The organism is Hydrogenophaga sp. BPS33, from assembly GCF_009859475.1.
In the GTDB taxonomy this organism is placed as follows: domain Bacteria; phylum Pseudomonadota; class Gammaproteobacteria; order Burkholderiales; family Burkholderiaceae_C; genus Hydrogenophaga.
In genome coordinates, this window is record NZ_CP044549.1 from 3503359 (window position 1) to 3519048 (window position 15690).

Here is a 15690-nt window from a genome sequence, read left to right on the forward strand (position 1 = left end):
CCGCTTCGGCGGGCTTTTTCATGTCCGCACCCGCAGTGCGGTGCCTGCGGGCCTGCCCGTCCACGCGCGGGCACACTCGCCCATAATCGGACCATGTCCGAACGCGTCATTCCCCTGATCGACCAGCGCCTGGTCTCGGTGCCCGCGCGCGTTCCTTCGGGCGTGATCGCACCGCGCGGCCTGCTCAGCGATGCGCGTGGCCGCCCGCTGCGCGATCTGCGCATCAGCGTGACCGACCGCTGCAACTTCCGCTGCAGCTACTGCATGCCCAAGGACATCTTCGACAAGGACTATCCCTACCTGCCGCACAGCGCGCTGCTCAGCTTCGAGGAAATCACACGCGTGGCGCGCCAGTTCGTCGCGCACGGCGTGCAGAAGATCCGCCTGACTGGCGGTGAGCCGCTGCTGCGCAAGAACCTGGAGATCCTGATCGACCAGCTCGCCGCCTTGCGCACGGTCGAAGGCCAGCCGCTGGACATCACGCTCACCACCAACGGCTCGCTGCTGGCGCGCAAGGCGCAGGCGCTCAAGGCGGCCGGGCTGCAACGCGTCACCGTGAGCCTGGACGGTCTGGACGACGCCATCTTCCGCGCCATGAACGACGTGGACTTTCCCGTGGCCGACGTGCTCGACGGCATCGCTGCCGCGCAGGCCGCGGGCCTGGGGCCGATCAAGGTCAACATGGTGGTCAAGCGCGGCACCAACGACGACCAGATCCTGCCCATGGCGCGCCATTTCAAGGGCAGCGGCATCGTCCTGCGCTTCATCGAGTACATGGACGTGGGCGCCACCAACGGCTGGCGCATGGACGAGGTGCTGCCCAGCGCACAGGTGGTGCAGCGCATCCACCGCGAACTGCCGCTGGTGCCACTGGGCGCTTCGGCACCGGGAGAAACCGCCGAGCGCTGGGGCTATGCCGATGGCAGCGGCGAAATCGGCGTGATCAGCAGCGTCACGCAGGCCTTCTGCGGCGACTGCAACCGCGCGCGCCTGTCCACCGAGGGCCAGCTCTACCTCTGCCTGTTCGCCAGCCAGGGCCACGATCTGCGCCACCTGGTCCGCGGCGATGCCACCGACGAGCAGCTCGCCAGCGCCATCGCCGCGATCTGGCAAGGTCGCAGCGACCGGTATTCCGAGCTGCGCGCCAGCCTGCCGCCCGATGCGGGCCACGGGAGACGCCGCGTCGAGATGAGCTACATCGGCGGGTGACGATGAGCATGGACCCCGTGGGTGCCGCCGCCGCGCAGGACCTTGCCATCAGCACCGCCGCCGAACGTCTGGCCCACCTGGTCCAGCCTGTCGCCGAGGCCGAAGATGTCGCACTGCGCCACGCCCAGGGCCGCGTGCTGGCGCGGGACATCGTCTCGCCCATCGACGTTCCGCCGCACGACAACTCGGCCATGGACGGCTATGCGTTCGACGGCTTGCAACTGGCCGCCGGTCAGGCGCTGCGGCTGCGCGTGATCGGTACCGTGCTGGCCGGCAGGGTCTGGAGCGGCGAGATCGGCGTGGGCGAATGCGTGAAGATCATGACCGGCGCGCCCATGCCGCAAGGTCTGGACACGGTGGTGCCCTTCGAACTCGCGGCCCTGCAAGGCGATACGCACATCGTTGTGGCGCCTGGTGCGGTCCGCCGGGGCGACAACCGCCGCCGGCGCGGGGAAGACCTGAAAGCCGGCCACAGCGCGCTGCGCCAGGGCCAAGCCCTGGGCCCGGCCGCATTGGGCCTGATCGCCAGCCTCGGCCTGCCGAGCGCGCCGGTCTGGCGCCGCGTGCGGGTGGCCTATTTCTCCACCGGCGACGAAATCCTGAACCCAGGCGACCCGCCCCGCGAAGGCGCGGTGTACGACAGCAACGGCTTCAGCCTCATGGGCCTGCTCACGCGCCTGGGTGTGGACGTGATCGACCTGGGCGTGGTGCGCGACACGCCCGCGCAGCTGGAGGCTGCACTGCGCGCTGCGGCGCAGCAGGCCGACGCGATCGTCACCAGCGGCGGCGTGAGCATGGGCGATGCCGACCACACCAAGGCCACGATGGCACAGCTCGGTGAGGTGGCGTTCTGGCGCATCGCCATGCGCCCGGGCAGGCCCATGGCGGTGGGGCACATCCGCCGTGCCGGGCACGGCGCCCCTGCCCTGCTGTTCGGTCTGCCCGGCAATCCGGTGGCCGCGATGGTGACCTTCCTGGTCTTCGTGCGCCCCGCTCTGCAGCGTCTCATGGGCGCGGTAGTGACCGACCCCGTGTGTCTGCGCGCCACCAGTTCAGAGCGCCTGCGCAAGAAACCTGGGCGCACCGAGTACCAGCGCGGCATCGTCACGCGGGCCGCCGACGGCGCGCTGAGCGCGCGCACCACGGGCCCTCAAGGCTCGGGCGTGCTGCGTTCGATGGTCGAGGCCAACGGCTTGATCGTGCTGCCCCACGAACAGGGCGACGTGGCCGTGGGGGATACGGTAGAGGTCATGATGTTCGATGGGGCGATTTGAAGCACGCGATCGGCGCAGGGTCGGGCGGCGTGTCGGGTATTGATATGTCTTCGCAACGGCCCTGCGTGTCGAACGCGACGTGGGGTTGCAATGGCATGAGCAGCGCGCGGGTGGTCAAGTCGCTCTTCATGAACCTCTCCTGTTCAATGCGGCGTTCGGATTCGCGCGGCGCTAGCGCCGGCGCCTAGTGCAACGTCCGCAGCCGGTCTTCGGTCTCGGCATCGATCGGGCGGAAGTGCTCCACCTCGAGAGGATCCGCGCGATGCCGCAGTTGGACGCTATGGTCGCTGTTCGCAAGCATCTCGAGCAGCTCGTGCATGGTCCGACGCGCCTGGGCGGACAGGCCCTCGGGAACCACGAAGTGCGCTTCGCAAGGTGAGAGCAGAAGGTCGCCTTCGTGCGCCTTTCCATGACGGCCCAAGGCATCGAGCCATGCCACCAGGTTCATCGCACCGTGCACCACGGTCTCGCCCAGAGAGGGAAGTGCCAGGAGCGCCATGAACGTCGTCGAGACGTCCAGCAAGGGAGCGTCCACGTGGAGGTGCAGTTGGTCCATGCGCGGCTGGCTCTGGCACAGCACGTCGACGATCTCGGGCGTGGCACGAAGATGGAGCTCTGTCCAGGCATCTCGACTCGACAGGAGCGGCTCGCACTGCTGGGCGTCCAGCGGGGACCGGCTCAGGTCCAGCACGGTGGCATCCGACAAGGCGATGACCGTGGCCCAACGGCTCTTCTTCTCATTGCCTTCCCGGGGTAGCGCGACGTCCAGCACCAGTCTCTCGCAGCGAACGCCCGCCAGGCATGCTTCATCGTGCCCGCGGCTGCTGACGGACAACTCCCCCAAGGCAGTGCTCCGCGCAAGGAGTGCCCAGCCTTGGGAAGCGTGCGAGTTCAACGCCTCGTCCATGTCCAGATGCAAGTTGGGCTTGGGCAGTTGCTGGAGAAACTCGACGAGGCGTTCAACCTCAACGGCAGGCAGGGACGTTGCCAGGCGCAGCGCCACTTCCGTCGCCTCCGGCCAATCCTGCGCGCATTTCTGCAAGGTCTGGGCCTTGCCTGGGTCGCCCCCCACGTTCAACGTATAGGATCCGGGGTAGGCCTGCACCAGACGGGACAACAGGCGGTGCTGGTGGCGGTCCAGCAGCAGATCGGTGGCGTACTGGCGGGCGTCGTCGCCAATGTCGTGCGGCTCACCGCCGTCGAGCAGGGTCCGGATGGCATCCGCAGCGACATGCTCGACGGCATCCCGAGCACTGCTCCGCACCAGCGCATCCAGCAGATCGTACAGAGACTCGGCGGGCTGCACACCGTGGGGTGTGAAGACCGGATCGGCCAGGGTTTCCGGTGGGGTCTTGCGAGGGGATGGCCCGTCAGCCAGAACCGATGCGAAAGCCGGCTCGGGTCGGTATTGCGGTGTGTTGGAGGAGATCATGGCGAAGCGTCCTGGTTGAAAAGGACCCCTTGGTAACCGGCTCAGCGCCTTGGTTTCCTGCCAGCTCCCTGCAAGACCCGATCAGCTGGGCACGCCCCGGTTGGCCAATAGGTCGGCGCGCTCATTGCCCGGATCGCCCGCATGGCCCCTGACCCAATGCCAGTCGATCTTGTGCACGCCACCATGCACCAGCGCGTCGAGCCGCTGCCAGAGGTCGGCGTTCTTCACCGGTTGCTTCGACGCCGTCACCCAACCCTTGCGCTTCCAGCCGTGGATCCATTCGGTGATGCCCTGGCGCACGTACTGGCTGTCGAGATACAGCGAGACCTGGCAAGGGCGCTTGAGCGCGGTCAGGCCTTCGATCACGGCGGTGAGTTCCATGCGGTTGTTGGTGGTGTTGCGCTCGCCGCCCCACAGCTCCTTCTCGAAGCCCTCGGACTTGAGATACACGCCCCAGCCGCCCGGGCCCGGGTTGCCCTTGCAGGCGCCGTCGGTATAGATAACCACATGGTTCAAGAAAAATGCTCCTCGATGAAAACAGAATGTGAATTCAGTGCCGGTTGGCCACCGACACGGGCGCGGACGCGGTAGCGCGCCGCGGCTTCCAGGCCGGCCCCAGCAGACGCATGCCGCGCACGCGCTTGACCGCGACCACGAAATACACCGCACCGAAAATCGGCCACCAGCGCGCGCCGGCACGGTCCAGCCAGGCGTATCGGTTGAGCCACTTCTGCGAGTGCATCGCTGGCCGGTAGCAGCCGAAGCGGTCCGACTCGATCTCGAAACTGAGCAGGCGCAACCAGTCGCGCAAACGCCAGGGCCCGATGAAGTCGCCCGCTTCGGGCAGGTACAGCTGCGGGGCACCGAGCAGCCGACCCCGCGACTGCCGAAAACCCCACAGGCTGGCCGGGTTGAAGCCCGAGATGACCACCCGCCCTTCGGGTACCAGCACGCGCTCGACCTCGCGCAAGACGTGGTGCGGGTCGGCGCTGAACTCCAGCGTGTGCGGCAGCACCACCAGGTCCAGGCTGGCCTCTGGAAACGGCAGCGCAGCGGCATCGGTCACCAGTGCCAGGCGCGGCGGACGGCGCTCCCGGGACAACGCGCCCTCCCACGCCAGCGCTTCGGGCAGCGCCAGCCAGCGCTGCGGCATGCGGTTGGCATGCAGGCCATCAAGTTCGGGCAAACCCAGCTGCAAAGCGTTGAAGCCGAACAGATCGGCCACCGCCAGGTCGAACTGCGCCCGCTCCCACGCCAGCAGGTACTCGCCCGGCGCGGTCGCGAACCACTCGGTCAATCCTATAATTTTCTCGGTCATGTGGTGCGGGAATGGACTCGTTGCCCCACCGAAGTCTGCGACACTGCAGACCACCGGGAAGGCCAAGCCCCGCACTCTACACGCCCCAACCCGCCATGCACCTCACTCCCATCCCGGCGTTCAGCGACAACTACATCTGGGCGCTTCACGACGGCCAGCAGGCCCTGGTGGTCGACCCTGGCGAGTCCGAAGGCGTCACGGCCTGGCTGCACCAGAACGCGCTGCGGCTGGACACCATCCTCATCACCCACCACCACGCCGACCACACCGGCGGCGTGGCCGCGCTGCGCGAGGCCACCGGCGCGCGCGTGATCGGCCCGGCCTACGAGACCATGCCCGAACCGCTGCAGCGCGTGTCGCAAGGTGATGAGGTCGAGGTGCTCGGCCTGCGCCTGTCGGTGATGGAAGTGCCTGGCCACACCGCCGGCCACATCGCGTACTACACGCCCGAGATGGATGGCGCACCGCTGCTCTTCTGCGGCGACACGCTGTTTTCCGGCGGCTGCGGCCGCCTGTTCGAAGGCACGCCGGCCCAGATGCTGGACTCGCTCACCCGGTTGGCCGCCCTGCCCGGCGACACACGCGTGTGCTGCACCCACGAGTACACGCTCTCCAACCTGAAGTTTGCGCAAGCGGTCGAACCCGGCAACGCCAAGCTGCTCGCCTACACCGAGCGCTGCAAAGTGCAGCGCGCGCAGAACTTTCCCACGCTGCCCAGCTCCATTGCCCTGGAAAAGCACATCAATCCCTTTTTGCGCACCCGTGAACCGGCCGTCGTGCGCGCCGCCCTGGCCCATGCGCCGGGCAGCGCCGACGACGAGGTGACGGTCTTCGCCACCCTGCGCGAATGGAAGAACGTTTTCAAATGACCCTTGATTTCCCGATAGCCCCAGCCTCGCCACGCGCCGCACACGCCCTGGCATCCGTGCCCCGATGGGCCTTGCCGGCCGCGCTCGCCGTGGTTCTCTTCGTCTCCGGCTGCGCCACCACGACCTCCACCGCCCCGGATGCGGCCCGCACGGGGGACGCCACCACCAGCGCCCCGGCCAACCCACCCACCCCCAGCCTGCCCTCGTACCGCCTGCCCAGCCACGTGCCGCTGAGCGACATCACCGCCGCCAGCACCAGCACCAGTCCCTACAACGTGGCCACGCTGGACGCGCCAGCCGATCTGTGGGACCGCATCCGCCGCGGCTTTGCCATGCCGGACCTGCAGAACGAACTGGTGGTCGACCGCGAACAGTGGTACGCCACGCGCCCGGATTACATGCAGCGCATGACCGAGCGCTCCAGCCGCTACCTGTTCCACATCGTCGAAGAGATCGAGGTGCGCAACATGCCGATGGAGCTGGCGCTGCTGCCCTTCATCGAAAGCGCGTTCAATCCGCAAGCCGTCTCCAGCGCGCGCGCCGCCGGCATGTGGCAATTCATGCCCGCCACGGGCGCTTCCTTCGACCTCAAGCAAAACGCCTTTCGCGACGACCGGCGCGACGTGCTCGCCTCCACGCGCGCGGCACTGGACTACCTGCAGCAGCTCTACACCCGCTTTGGCGACTGGCACCTGGCCCTGGCGGCCTACAACTGGGGCCAGGGCAACGTCAACCGCGCCATCACGAACAACCAGCGCCAAGGCAAGCCGACCGGCTACACCGATCTCAGCATGCCGGCGGAAACGCGGCTGTACGTGCCCAAGCTGCAGGCCGTCAAGAACATCCTGGCGCGCCCGGAGGCCTTCAACACCACGCTGCCCTTGATCGGCAACCACCCCTTCTTCGACACCGTCGCGCTGCAGCGCGACATGGACGTGGCGCTCATCGCGCGCTTGGCCGAAGTCGAAGAGAAAGACTTCCGCGCGCTCAATCCCTCGCTGCGCCAACCCGTGGTGATGGCCGCCGGCACGCCCAACGTGCTGCTGCCCTGGGACAACGCCATCATCTTCCAGCGCAACCTGCAAAATTACACCGGCCCTCTGGCCAGCTGGACCGCGTGGGTCGTGCCCAGCACCATGACCGTGGCGCAGGCCGCGGCCCGCACCGGCATGAGCGAATCCACGTTGCGCGAGGTGAACCACATTCCACCCCGCATGCGGGTGCGTGCCGGCTCCAGCCTGCTCGTGCCGCGCAGCGAGACGCGCAACAACGACGTGCCCGTGCACGTGGCGGACAACGGCCAGATCAGCTTCCAGCCGGAAGTGGTCTTGCGGCGCACAGTGGTGAAGGCGCGCAAGGGTGAGAACGTCACCAAACTGGCCCGCCGCTATGGCGTCAGCCCCGTGAGCGTGGCCGAGTGGAACAAGCTCGGGGTGAATTCGGCGCTCAAGGCGGGCCAGAGCGTGGCGCTCATGCTGCCCCACCGTGCGAAGGCCACGACAGCCAAAGGCGGCAGCAGCAAGAAGCAGGCGGCGACCAAGCCGACCCGCAAGCAGGCGGCCGCCAAGCCCACGAAGAGCACGAAGCAGCCGGCCAAGACGCGCGTGGCCAGCAGCAGCGCCAAGAAGCCCGTCAAGAAGAAGCCGTAGAGAGCTTCGCGCGCGCCGCCTCTCAGGCTCTGAAGCGCTGCTTGGCCTTGCGCGCGAAATCGTTGGTGAAGGTGCGCGACAGGTCGACCTTCTGCACCGCCTCACCGTCCTCGAACTGCGCCAGCATGCGCGCGGCGGTGGCGGGTCCGGTTTCAGGCATCAGGCCATCGACCGTCCAGGCTTCGCGCAGGCGCATGAAAGCCGACAGGTACAGCGAACGGTCGCCCTGGAAATAGCGCTCGGGCACAGTCTTGACGATGTCGGAAGGCCCTGCCGTCTGCAGCCACTTGAGCGCATGCACCAGGGCATCGGCGAGGGCCTGGCTGGCCTTGGGATGCTGTGCGAGGAACTCGGGCGGCGCACACAGGCAGGCCGATGGCATGGGGCCGCCGAACACCTCCGAGGTGCCGCGCGTGCTGCGCGTGTCCGCCACCACCCGCAAGGTGCCCAGTTGCTCCAGTTGCGTCATGGTCGGATCGTTGTAGCTGATGGCGTCCAGCTCACCGCGCCGAAATGCCTGCACCGCTGCGGCGGCGTTGGGCAAGGGCACGAACTGCACGTCCACCGAGCGCAAGCCCACTTTGCCCAGCACCACGCTCACCACCTGCTGCGATGCGGCCCCGGAGGCCATGATGCCGACCCGCGCGCCGCGCAGGTCGTTGGGCGTGCGGTAGTGCCCCATGGTGTCCTTCGACACGCCCACCACCACCTGGGGCGCACGCCCTTGCAGCACGAAGGACTGCAACGGCAGGCCGCGCGCCTGCATGGCGATGGTGTTCGCATAGGTGCCCGAAAGAATGTGCGCGGCCCCGGTGCGCATGGCTTGCAGCGACTGCGTTTCGTCGGCGAACTCGCGCACCTCCACGTCCAGCCCCTCCTGCACGAAATAGCCCAGGCGCTCGGCAATGGTCAGCGGCAGGTAGGAGAACGAGGTGCGCTGATCGACCGCGATGGCCAGCCGGGTCGCACCGGGGCGCGGTGATGGTGGCGTGACCGGTGCGCTGGCCGACGGCGTCTGGGCGCGCAGCGGCGGCAGTGCTGCGGCGATCACGCCCAGCGCACAGGCTCGGCTCCAGTTGCGACGACTCCACATGGCCCCTTGTCCTCTCCGGCGGTGTTCTTTTCAGTGAGGACTCCAGCGTAAGGCTGGTGAAAGAATCGCGCATCAGGACCAATCCCGAGCGGGTTTTCACCGACGGACGGCCCGTCGATGTAACGACCTGCAACACCGCTGTGGGGTGGTTCCGACACTCAGACAAACAGGATGGCGATGTTCACCAGCAGCGCCAAGGCCCACACCGCGCTGCGCGCGGTGGCGAGGTCGGCGACGTACATCATCACGTACAGCAGGCGCAGCACGACGAACAGGAACGCCAGCACGTCCACGCGCATCTGCACCGCGCCGAGCTGGTGCGCGATGACCACCGCGCCGATGAAGAACGGCAGCGCCTCGAAGGTGTTGTCCTGAGCGGCGTTGGCGCGTGCGCGCCAATCGGTCTGGCGCGCGAGCCAGGCACGCGGGTTGTGGTTGTCAAAGCCCCCTTGGCGCCGGGGCTTGCCCAGTTGTCCCGCCTTGGCGAGCCAGGCGCAGCCCATGGGCACCAGGGCCATCACGAGCACACACCAGTAGGCGATGGTCAATCCAGCGAGTTTCATGCGTTGCCTTCTTGAAAGAGAAACCGCGCGCAGCGGCTGGGCTCAGCGCCGATCCACCAGGGCGTGGGCGATGGTGCCGAGGTCCACATATTCCAGCTCGCTGCCCACCGGCACGCCACGCGCCAGGCGCGTCACCTGCACGTCGTTGCGGCCCTTGAGTGCCTGCGCAATCACGTGCGCGGTGGTTTCGCCCTCGGCAGTGAAGTTGGTGGCCAGGATCAGTTCGCGCACCGGCGTTTCGCCCGGCGCGGGCGGCGCGTTGATGCGATCGAACAGCTTTTGCAAGCCAATGTCGCGCGGGCCCACGTCATCCAGCGGGCTGAGCTTGCCCATGAGCACGAAGAACAAGCCCTTGTATGCGCCCGTGCGCTCCATCGCGGCCTGGTCGGCCGGCGTTTCCACCACGCACAGTTGCGAATGGTCGCGCCGTGGGTCGCGGCAAGTGGGGCAGACCTCGTCTTCGGTGAAGGTGTGGCACAGGCTGCAATGCCGCACCGATGCGGTGGCGTGGTCGAGTGCGCGCGCCAGTTGCGTGGCGCCCGCGCGGTCGTGCTGCAGCAAATGGAACGCCATGCGCTGCGCCGACTTCACACCCACGCCGGGCAGGCGCCTGAGCGCCTGGACAAGCAGCTCCAGCGAATGGGTTTCGGCCATCGACAGGTGGGCTCGTTCGGACCTGGCGGCCCGCTCAGAACGGGAACTTCATGCCACCGGGCAAGCCGGGCATCCCCGGCATGCCGGCGGTGATCTTGCCCATCTTCTCGGTGGACGTTTCCTCGGCCTTGCGCACCGCTGCGTTGAACGCGGCCGCCACCAGGTCTTCGAGCATGTCCTTGTCTTCGCCCAGCAGGCTGGGGTCGATGGTGACGCGCTTGACGTCGTGCTTGCAGGTCATGAGCACCTTCACCAGGCCGGCGCCGGACTCGCCGGTGACCTCGATGTGGGCCAGTTCGTCCTGGGCCTTCTTCAGGTTGTCCTGCATGGCCTGGGCCTGCTTCATGAGGCCGGCAAGTTGTCCTTTGTTGAACATGGTCTTCCTTGGGTTTCGAAAAATGGAGATGGATCAGGCGGTGATGGCCTTGAGCGTACCGGGCACGATTCTGCCGCCAAAGTCGCGCATCATCGTCTGCACGAACGGGTCGGCCAGGATCTGCGCCTCGGCCTCGCGCTGCCGGCGTGCGGCGGCGGCGGCCACGCGCATGGCCGGTGAGTCGGTGACAGGGCCGATCTCGACCGTCAAACGCACATGGTGCCCGATCGTCTGCAAGGCCGCGGCAAAGCGCTCGCGGGTATTGCCCTGGTTGAGCGACATGCGCTCGACGCGCAGCATCCATTGATCGGTATCGCGCGCCACCAGTTGCGACTGCAGGCCAAGCTCGCGCACCAGCGCGGTGACGGCCTCGGCGCGCACGAGTTGCATGACGGTCTCGAACCAGAAATCGCCTTCGACACTCCCCCCCGGCGCGGCCGGCAACACCGTTTGCGTGCCAGGCTCGGCGCGCGCCTGGGGTTGGTCCAGCGGGCTAGGCTCTCCGGCATCGACCACGGGAATCGCCATCACGCGGCGCACCGTGCTGGAGGCCGGCGCGGCTTCTTCTTCCCATGGCGGGCCGTCGTCGTCGGGCCAGGGTGCGTCGTCTTCCGGTGGCTCTGAAGATGCTTTGGGGTGAACCACCGCAGCGGGAGCCACGGGTGCTGAGACTGGGCGCGCGGCAACCGCATGGGGCGCGCGCACGGGCAAGGTCACCAGGGCGGGATCGGTGGCGGGGGTGGGTGTCGGCGCGGCCGCCGGCGTCGACACAGGCGCAGCTGCCGGTAGCACAGCGGCGCGAACCGCCGCAGGCATGGTCGCCGGAACCACGGCCGAGGCCGGTTCAGCCGTTTTCAGTGTTTTTTTTTCCGCTGTTGCGCTGGTGGCGACGCCGGCGGGTTTGAAGGCCATGAGCCGCAACAGCACCATGGTGAGCGCGGCGTACTCGTCGGGTGCCAGACCCAGCTCGGCGCGGCCATGCAGGCACAGGCTGTAGAGCAATTGCGTTTCGTCGGCAGGCAGGCTTTGTGCGAGTTGCGCGATCTGCGCCTCGTCCGGATCCTCCAACCCATCGGTGGCCTGCGCGCGCTCGGGCACGGCCTGCAACACCGCCATGCGCTGCAGCACGCCGGTCATTTCCTCCAGCGTGGAGGCCGCGTTCAGGCCGTTGAGGCGCAAGGCGTCGACGGTGTCCACCACGGCAGCGCCATCGGCACGGGCCAGGGCATCGATCAGGCGCAGCACATACGAGCGGTCCACCGCGCCCAACATCTGGCGCACCCCGGCTTCCTGCAACTGGCCGCCGCCAAACGCGATGGCCTGGTCGGTCAGCGAGAGCGCGTCGCGCATCGAACCGCGCGCGGCGCGCGACAACAGGCGCAGTGCCTGCACATCGGCCGGCACGTTTTCGGCCTGCAGCACCTGCTGCAGGTGTTCCAGCACCGTCTCGGGCGCCATCGGGCGCAGGTTGAACTGCAGACAGCGCGAGAGCACGGTCACCGGCACCTTCTGCGGATCGGTCGTGGCCAGCACGAACTTGAGGTATTCGGGCGGCTCTTCCAGCGTCTTCAACATGGCGTTGAACGCCGTGTTGGTCAGCATGTGCACCTCGTCGATCATGAAGACCTTGACGCGGCCTTGCACGGGCTTGTAGACCGCCTGTTCGAGCAGCGCCTGCACCTCGTCCACGCCGCGGTTGGAGGCGGCGTCGAGTTCGGTGTAGTCGACGAAGCGGCCGCTGTCGATGTCGGTGCAGGCCTGGCACACGCCACACGGTTCGGCGGTGATGCCGCCCTGCCCGTCCGCGCCGAGGCAGTTGAGCGACTTGGCCAGGATGCGCGAGACGGTGGTCTTGCCCACGCCGCGCGTGCCGGTGAACAGGTAGGCGTGGTGCAGTCGCTGGGTGGTCAATGCGTTCGAGAGTGCCTGCACCACGTGACCCTGCCCCACCATTTCGGTGAAGGTGCGCGGGCGGTATTTGCGGGCCAGAACGACATAGGACATGCGGACGATTCTAAGCTGCGGGTTATCGCGCTCTCGGCCCACGGCGGCCTTTCTCATCGCCTACAATCGACCCCGACGGGCCTTCCCGCATGGTGAAGCGGCCAACCGGGTCAGGTGGGGAACCAAGCAGCCCTAACTGTGAATCCAGTGCCGGGGTCAAGGCTCGTCACCTTCTTCAAATTGTGCAAGCGTCGTGGCCTATTGGCCATTTCGTGAGGGCTGAGCGCATACATGGAACGTTACGCGTTCTCCACTGGCGTCAGCCTCGACAAGACTCCCGCACGGCAGACCTCCAGAATTTCATCGGCGAGCGGCGACCCGTCAGGGCAGGCGCGCGAAAGCACCATGGCGCCCACCATCTGCGCGATCACTTCAATGCGTCTGGCGCGCAAGGCGTCTACTGCTTGGCCGCCCTCCAGCTCAGCGTATGGCTCTGCAAGTGTCGCCAGCATGCTTTCAAGGCCGGTCTCGAAAACCATCTTGATAGGCTCAGGCTGACGCGCTGCGTCTGTGCACAGCGCGGCCATGGTGCAACCCTCATCGCGCGCGTCGCGGTGCTTCCGCGACAGGTAGTGCTTGACGACCACCGATGCGTCGACACCTTCGGCCTTGGCAGCCGATTGCGCAAAACCACAGGCCGCCGCTTCTGCCAGCAGCTCGGCCTTGGAAGAGAAGTGCTTGTAGAACCCGCCGTGGGTGAAGCCCGCGACCGCCATCAGTTCCGCGATACCCACTCCGTCGTACCCACACTCGCGAAACAGCGCAGAAGCCGTTTCGACGATGTGCGCACGGTTGGCCTGCGCCTGCACTTTGGTGACTCTCATGTCTGTGAACCCCTCTGGATATGCCAACGGTGGACGCGAAAATATTCATTGATGTCGATCATCATAAAACATCTTGACAACAAAGATTATGATTGACATCATTAATAATGGCACATCCGGAAAGAACCTGAACACGCGTGTTTCCCACGTGACCGCACCCCCAGTTACACGCGGTTCAGTTTCTTGAGGAGTGACTCATGACCGACCACGCACTTCGCCAGCCCCGCACGCAGGATTCACAGCGCCATCGGACGATGGCAGCACCGGGTCGCAACCTCGACAACACAAGAGACGGCATATGACATTCAAGGCTCTGCTCGCCACAAAGAACGGCGACACCATTTCATCCCAGTTGGTCGACTTCAAAGAAGAGCAACTGATGCCGGGCGACGTCACCGTCGCGGTTGAGTATTCGACGGTGAACTACAAGGACGCGCTGGCGCTCAGTGGCCGCTCGCCCGTCATTCGCCAGTTTCCATTGATCCCCGGCATCGACTTCGCGGGCATTGTCGAGACCTCGACCTACCCAGGCATCGAGGCCGGCGACCGCGTGCTGGCCAACGGGTGGGGGCTCAGCCAGACGCACCACGGCGGCTTCGCGCAGAAGGCTCGGGTGAGCGGCGAATGGCTGGTCAAGATTCCTGCGGTCCTGTCGACCCGGGACGCCATGGCCATCGGTACCGCCGGATACACCGCCATGCTGTCCGTGTTGGCGCTTGAGCATGGTGGTCTGACGCCCTCGCATGGCGACATCCTGGTGACGGGCGCCAATGGGGGTGCCGGGTCGGTGGCGATTGCCCTGCTGTCCCAACTCGGCTATCGCGTGATCGCATCGACCGGCCGACTCGAGGAAGCCGACTATCTGCGCGCGCTGGGTGCAGCGGAAATCATCGACCGCCACACGCTGTCCGAGCCGGGCGCACCAATGGGCAAGGAGCGCTGGGCCGGGGCCATCGATTCCGTGGGCAGCCACACGCTGGCGAACGTGCTGGCGCAGACCCGCTACCGCGGCGTGGTCGCTGCCTTTGGCCTCGCACAGGGGGTGGATCTGCTGGCATCGGTCCTGCCCTTCATCTTGCGCAACGTCACGCTCGCGGGCATCGACTCGGTCCAAGCACCGCAGCCAGCGCGTCTGCAGGCCTGGTCGCGTCTGGCCAGCGACCTGGATCTGGGCAAGCTTGCGCGGACCACCCAGATGATCGGCCTGGCAGCGGTTGCAGAAATCGCGGCGAAGGTGCTCGAAGGGAAGGTTCAAGGGCGCACCATCGTCGATGTGAACGCGTGACCCTGGAACACCGCATTCCCACTCCCGACCCGCATCAAGAATTGATGCAGAAAGTTTCCCCATGAAAGCCTTCATCATCGATCGGTATGGCAAGAACGAAACGGGCCGTGTCGCCGACATGCCGGAACCCGAGGTGGGGGACGATGACGTTCTGATCCAGATCCACGCGGCGAGCGTCAATGCGCTGGACATGAAGATCATGAGCGGCGAATTCAAAATGATTCTTCCTTACCGCCTGCCTCTGATCATGGGCAACGATGTGGCCGGTATGGTCGTTCGCGTGGGTGCTCGTGTTCGCAACTTCAAGCCGGGCGACGAGGTCTATGCACGCCCCGACGACGACCGCATCGGCACCTTTGCCGAGTTCATCGCCGTCAAGGCATCGTCGCTGGCGCTCAAGCCCAAGAATCTCAGCATGGTCGAGACCGCGTCCCTTCCACTGGTGGCGCTCACGGCCTGGCAGGTGCTGGTCGAATCCGCTCAACTGAAAAAGGGGCAGAAGGTGTTGATCCATGCGGGCTCCGGTGGCGTCGGCACCATCGCGATCCAACTGGCCAAGCACCTCGGGGCTTTTGTGGCAACGACCACCGGCACAAGCAACGTCGAGTGGGTGAAGGCTTTGGGCGCGGACGTGGTCATCGACTACAAGAAGCAGGATTTCGCCACGGTGCTACGAGACTACGACGTGGTGCTGAACAGTCTCGGCACCGACGAGCTGAACAAATCGCTGCAGATTCTCAAGCCGGGGGGGCATCTCATCTCCATCTCAGGGCCACCCACGCCGGCATTCGCCAAAGCGCGGGGATTGGCCTGGCCGCTGCAACAGGTGCTGCGCCTGCTGAGTTTCGGGATCCGGGGCAAGGTGAAGAAGAAAGCCGGCGCATACACGTTCGTCTTCATGCGGGCTGATGGAGCCCAGTTGCGCGAAATCACGGCCCTGGTTGAATCGGGTGCCATCCGCCCCGTGGTCGACAAGGTGTTCGCGTTTCAGGACATCCGCGAAGCGTTGACCTACGTCGACGCGGGACGCGCCAAAGGCAAGGTGGGGATACGAATGATGTAGGTGTCGCCGGTCTTGCCGAAGCCGCGCCTCGGCTCTGGGAATTTCAGCAGCCTGCTCACCGTGGAGCCAGTGCGGGG

General features: G+C 66.5%; 16 protein-coding genes and 1 other RNA gene. 7 read left to right on the top strand and 10 right to left on the bottom strand.

Annotated elements, in window-relative coordinates; translation table 11 throughout:
- Positions 1–93 precede the first annotated feature (93 nt).
- On the top strand, positions 94–1209 hold the full coding sequence (moaA, locus tag F9K07_RS16245) for a GTP 3',8-cyclase MoaA (protein ID WP_159594422.1): 1116 nt from the start codon (positions 94–96) through the stop codon (positions 1207–1209).
- An 8-nt stretch (positions 1210–1217) separates the two neighbouring features.
- Positions 1218–2483, top strand: a complete 1266-nt coding sequence (gene moeA, locus F9K07_RS16250) for a molybdopterin molybdotransferase MoeA (RefSeq protein ID WP_236582020.1) — start codon at positions 1218–1220, stop codon at positions 2481–2483.
- Here moeA and F9K07_RS16255 read toward each other — a convergent pair.
- The 4 genes from F9K07_RS16255 to F9K07_RS16270 all read right to left on the bottom strand — a co-directional run bounded on the left by F9K07_RS16255 (position 2458) and on the right by F9K07_RS16270 (position 5233).
- A complete protein-coding gene (locus F9K07_RS16255; RefSeq protein WP_159594424.1) occupies positions 2458–2613 on the bottom strand; it encodes a hypothetical protein in 156 nt (51 codons plus the stop codon). The genes moeA and F9K07_RS16255 overlap by 26 nt on opposite strands.
- Positions 2614–2667: 54 nt before the next feature.
- Positions 2668–3915 (bottom strand): hypothetical protein, encoded by a 1248-nt coding sequence (locus F9K07_RS16260; protein ID WP_159594425.1) that lies wholly within the window; start codon positions 3913–3915, stop codon positions 2668–2670.
- Positions 3916–3996: 81 nt separating this feature from the next.
- Entirely contained in the window at positions 3997–4431 is a 435-nt protein-coding gene (gene rnhA, locus F9K07_RS16265; RefSeq protein WP_159594426.1) for a ribonuclease HI, read from the bottom strand.
- 34 nt (positions 4432–4465) lie between these two features.
- A complete protein-coding gene (locus F9K07_RS16270; RefSeq protein WP_201451438.1) occupies positions 4466–5233 on the bottom strand; it encodes a class I SAM-dependent methyltransferase in 768 nt (255 codons plus the stop codon).
- Positions 5234–5328: 95 nt separating this feature from the next.
- Here F9K07_RS16270 and gloB point away from each other — a divergent pair, with 95 nt between their 5' ends.
- Positions 5329–6102: a hydroxyacylglutathione hydrolase gene (gene gloB / locus F9K07_RS16275; RefSeq protein ID WP_159594427.1), complete on the top strand. Its 774-nt coding sequence runs from the start codon at positions 5329–5331 to the stop codon at positions 6100–6102.
- Positions 6099–7751, top strand: coding sequence for a transglycosylase SLT domain-containing protein (locus F9K07_RS16280; protein WP_159594428.1), 1653 nt, complete (start codon positions 6099–6101; stop codon positions 7749–7751). Before gloB ends, F9K07_RS16280 begins: the two co-directional genes overlap by 4 nt.
- Before the next feature lie 22 nt (positions 7752–7773).
- Here F9K07_RS16280 and F9K07_RS16285 read toward each other — a convergent pair whose 3' ends face one another.
- The 5 genes from F9K07_RS16285 to dnaX all read right to left on the bottom strand — a co-directional run bounded on the left by F9K07_RS16285 (position 7774) and on the right by dnaX (position 12441).
- Positions 7774–8844, bottom strand: coding sequence for an ABC transporter substrate-binding protein (locus F9K07_RS16285; protein WP_159594429.1), 1071 nt, complete (start codon positions 8842–8844; stop codon positions 7774–7776).
- Between the two features lie 158 nt (positions 8845–9002).
- Positions 9003–9407 carry an MAPEG family protein gene (locus F9K07_RS16290; RefSeq protein ID WP_159594430.1) on the bottom strand — a complete coding sequence of 135 codons (405 nt, stop codon included), beginning with the start codon at positions 9405–9407 and terminating at the stop codon, positions 9003–9005.
- Positions 9408–9449: 42 nt separating this feature from the next.
- A complete protein-coding gene (recR, locus tag F9K07_RS16295) occupies positions 9450–10061 on the bottom strand; it encodes a recombination mediator RecR (RefSeq protein ID WP_159594431.1) in 612 nt (203 codons plus the stop codon).
- Positions 10062–10095: 34 nt separating this feature from the next.
- Positions 10096–10437, bottom strand: a complete 342-nt coding sequence (locus tag F9K07_RS16300; RefSeq protein WP_159594432.1) for a YbaB/EbfC family nucleoid-associated protein — start codon at positions 10435–10437, stop codon at positions 10096–10098.
- Positions 10438–10470: 33 nt separating this feature from the next.
- Positions 10471–12441, bottom strand: a complete 1971-nt coding sequence (gene dnaX, locus F9K07_RS16305) for a DNA polymerase III subunit gamma/tau (protein WP_159594433.1) — start codon at positions 12439–12441, stop codon at positions 10471–10473.
- Between the two features lie 74 nt (positions 12442–12515).
- Between dnaX and ffs the strand changes: the two genes are divergently transcribed.
- Positions 12516–12612: signal recognition particle sRNA small type (gene ffs / locus F9K07_RS16310), an RNA gene on the top strand.
- Between the two features lie 68 nt (positions 12613–12680).
- Here ffs and F9K07_RS16315 read toward each other — a convergent pair.
- Positions 12681–13265, bottom strand: a complete 585-nt coding sequence (locus tag F9K07_RS16315; protein ID WP_159594434.1) for a TetR/AcrR family transcriptional regulator — start codon at positions 13263–13265, stop codon at positions 12681–12683.
- Between the two features lie 298 nt (positions 13266–13563).
- Here F9K07_RS16315 and acuI point away from each other — a divergent pair, with 298 nt between their 5' ends.
- Positions 13564–14550 (top strand): acrylyl-CoA reductase (NADPH), encoded by a 987-nt coding sequence (gene acuI, locus F9K07_RS16320; protein WP_159594435.1) that lies wholly within the window; start codon positions 13564–13566, stop codon positions 14548–14550.
- 61 nt (positions 14551–14611) lie between these two features.
- Positions 14612–15613 carry an NADP-dependent oxidoreductase gene (locus F9K07_RS16325; RefSeq protein ID WP_159594436.1) on the top strand — a complete coding sequence of 334 codons (1002 nt, stop codon included), beginning with the start codon at positions 14612–14614 and terminating at the stop codon, positions 15611–15613.
- Positions 15614–15690: the final 77 nt, after the last annotated feature.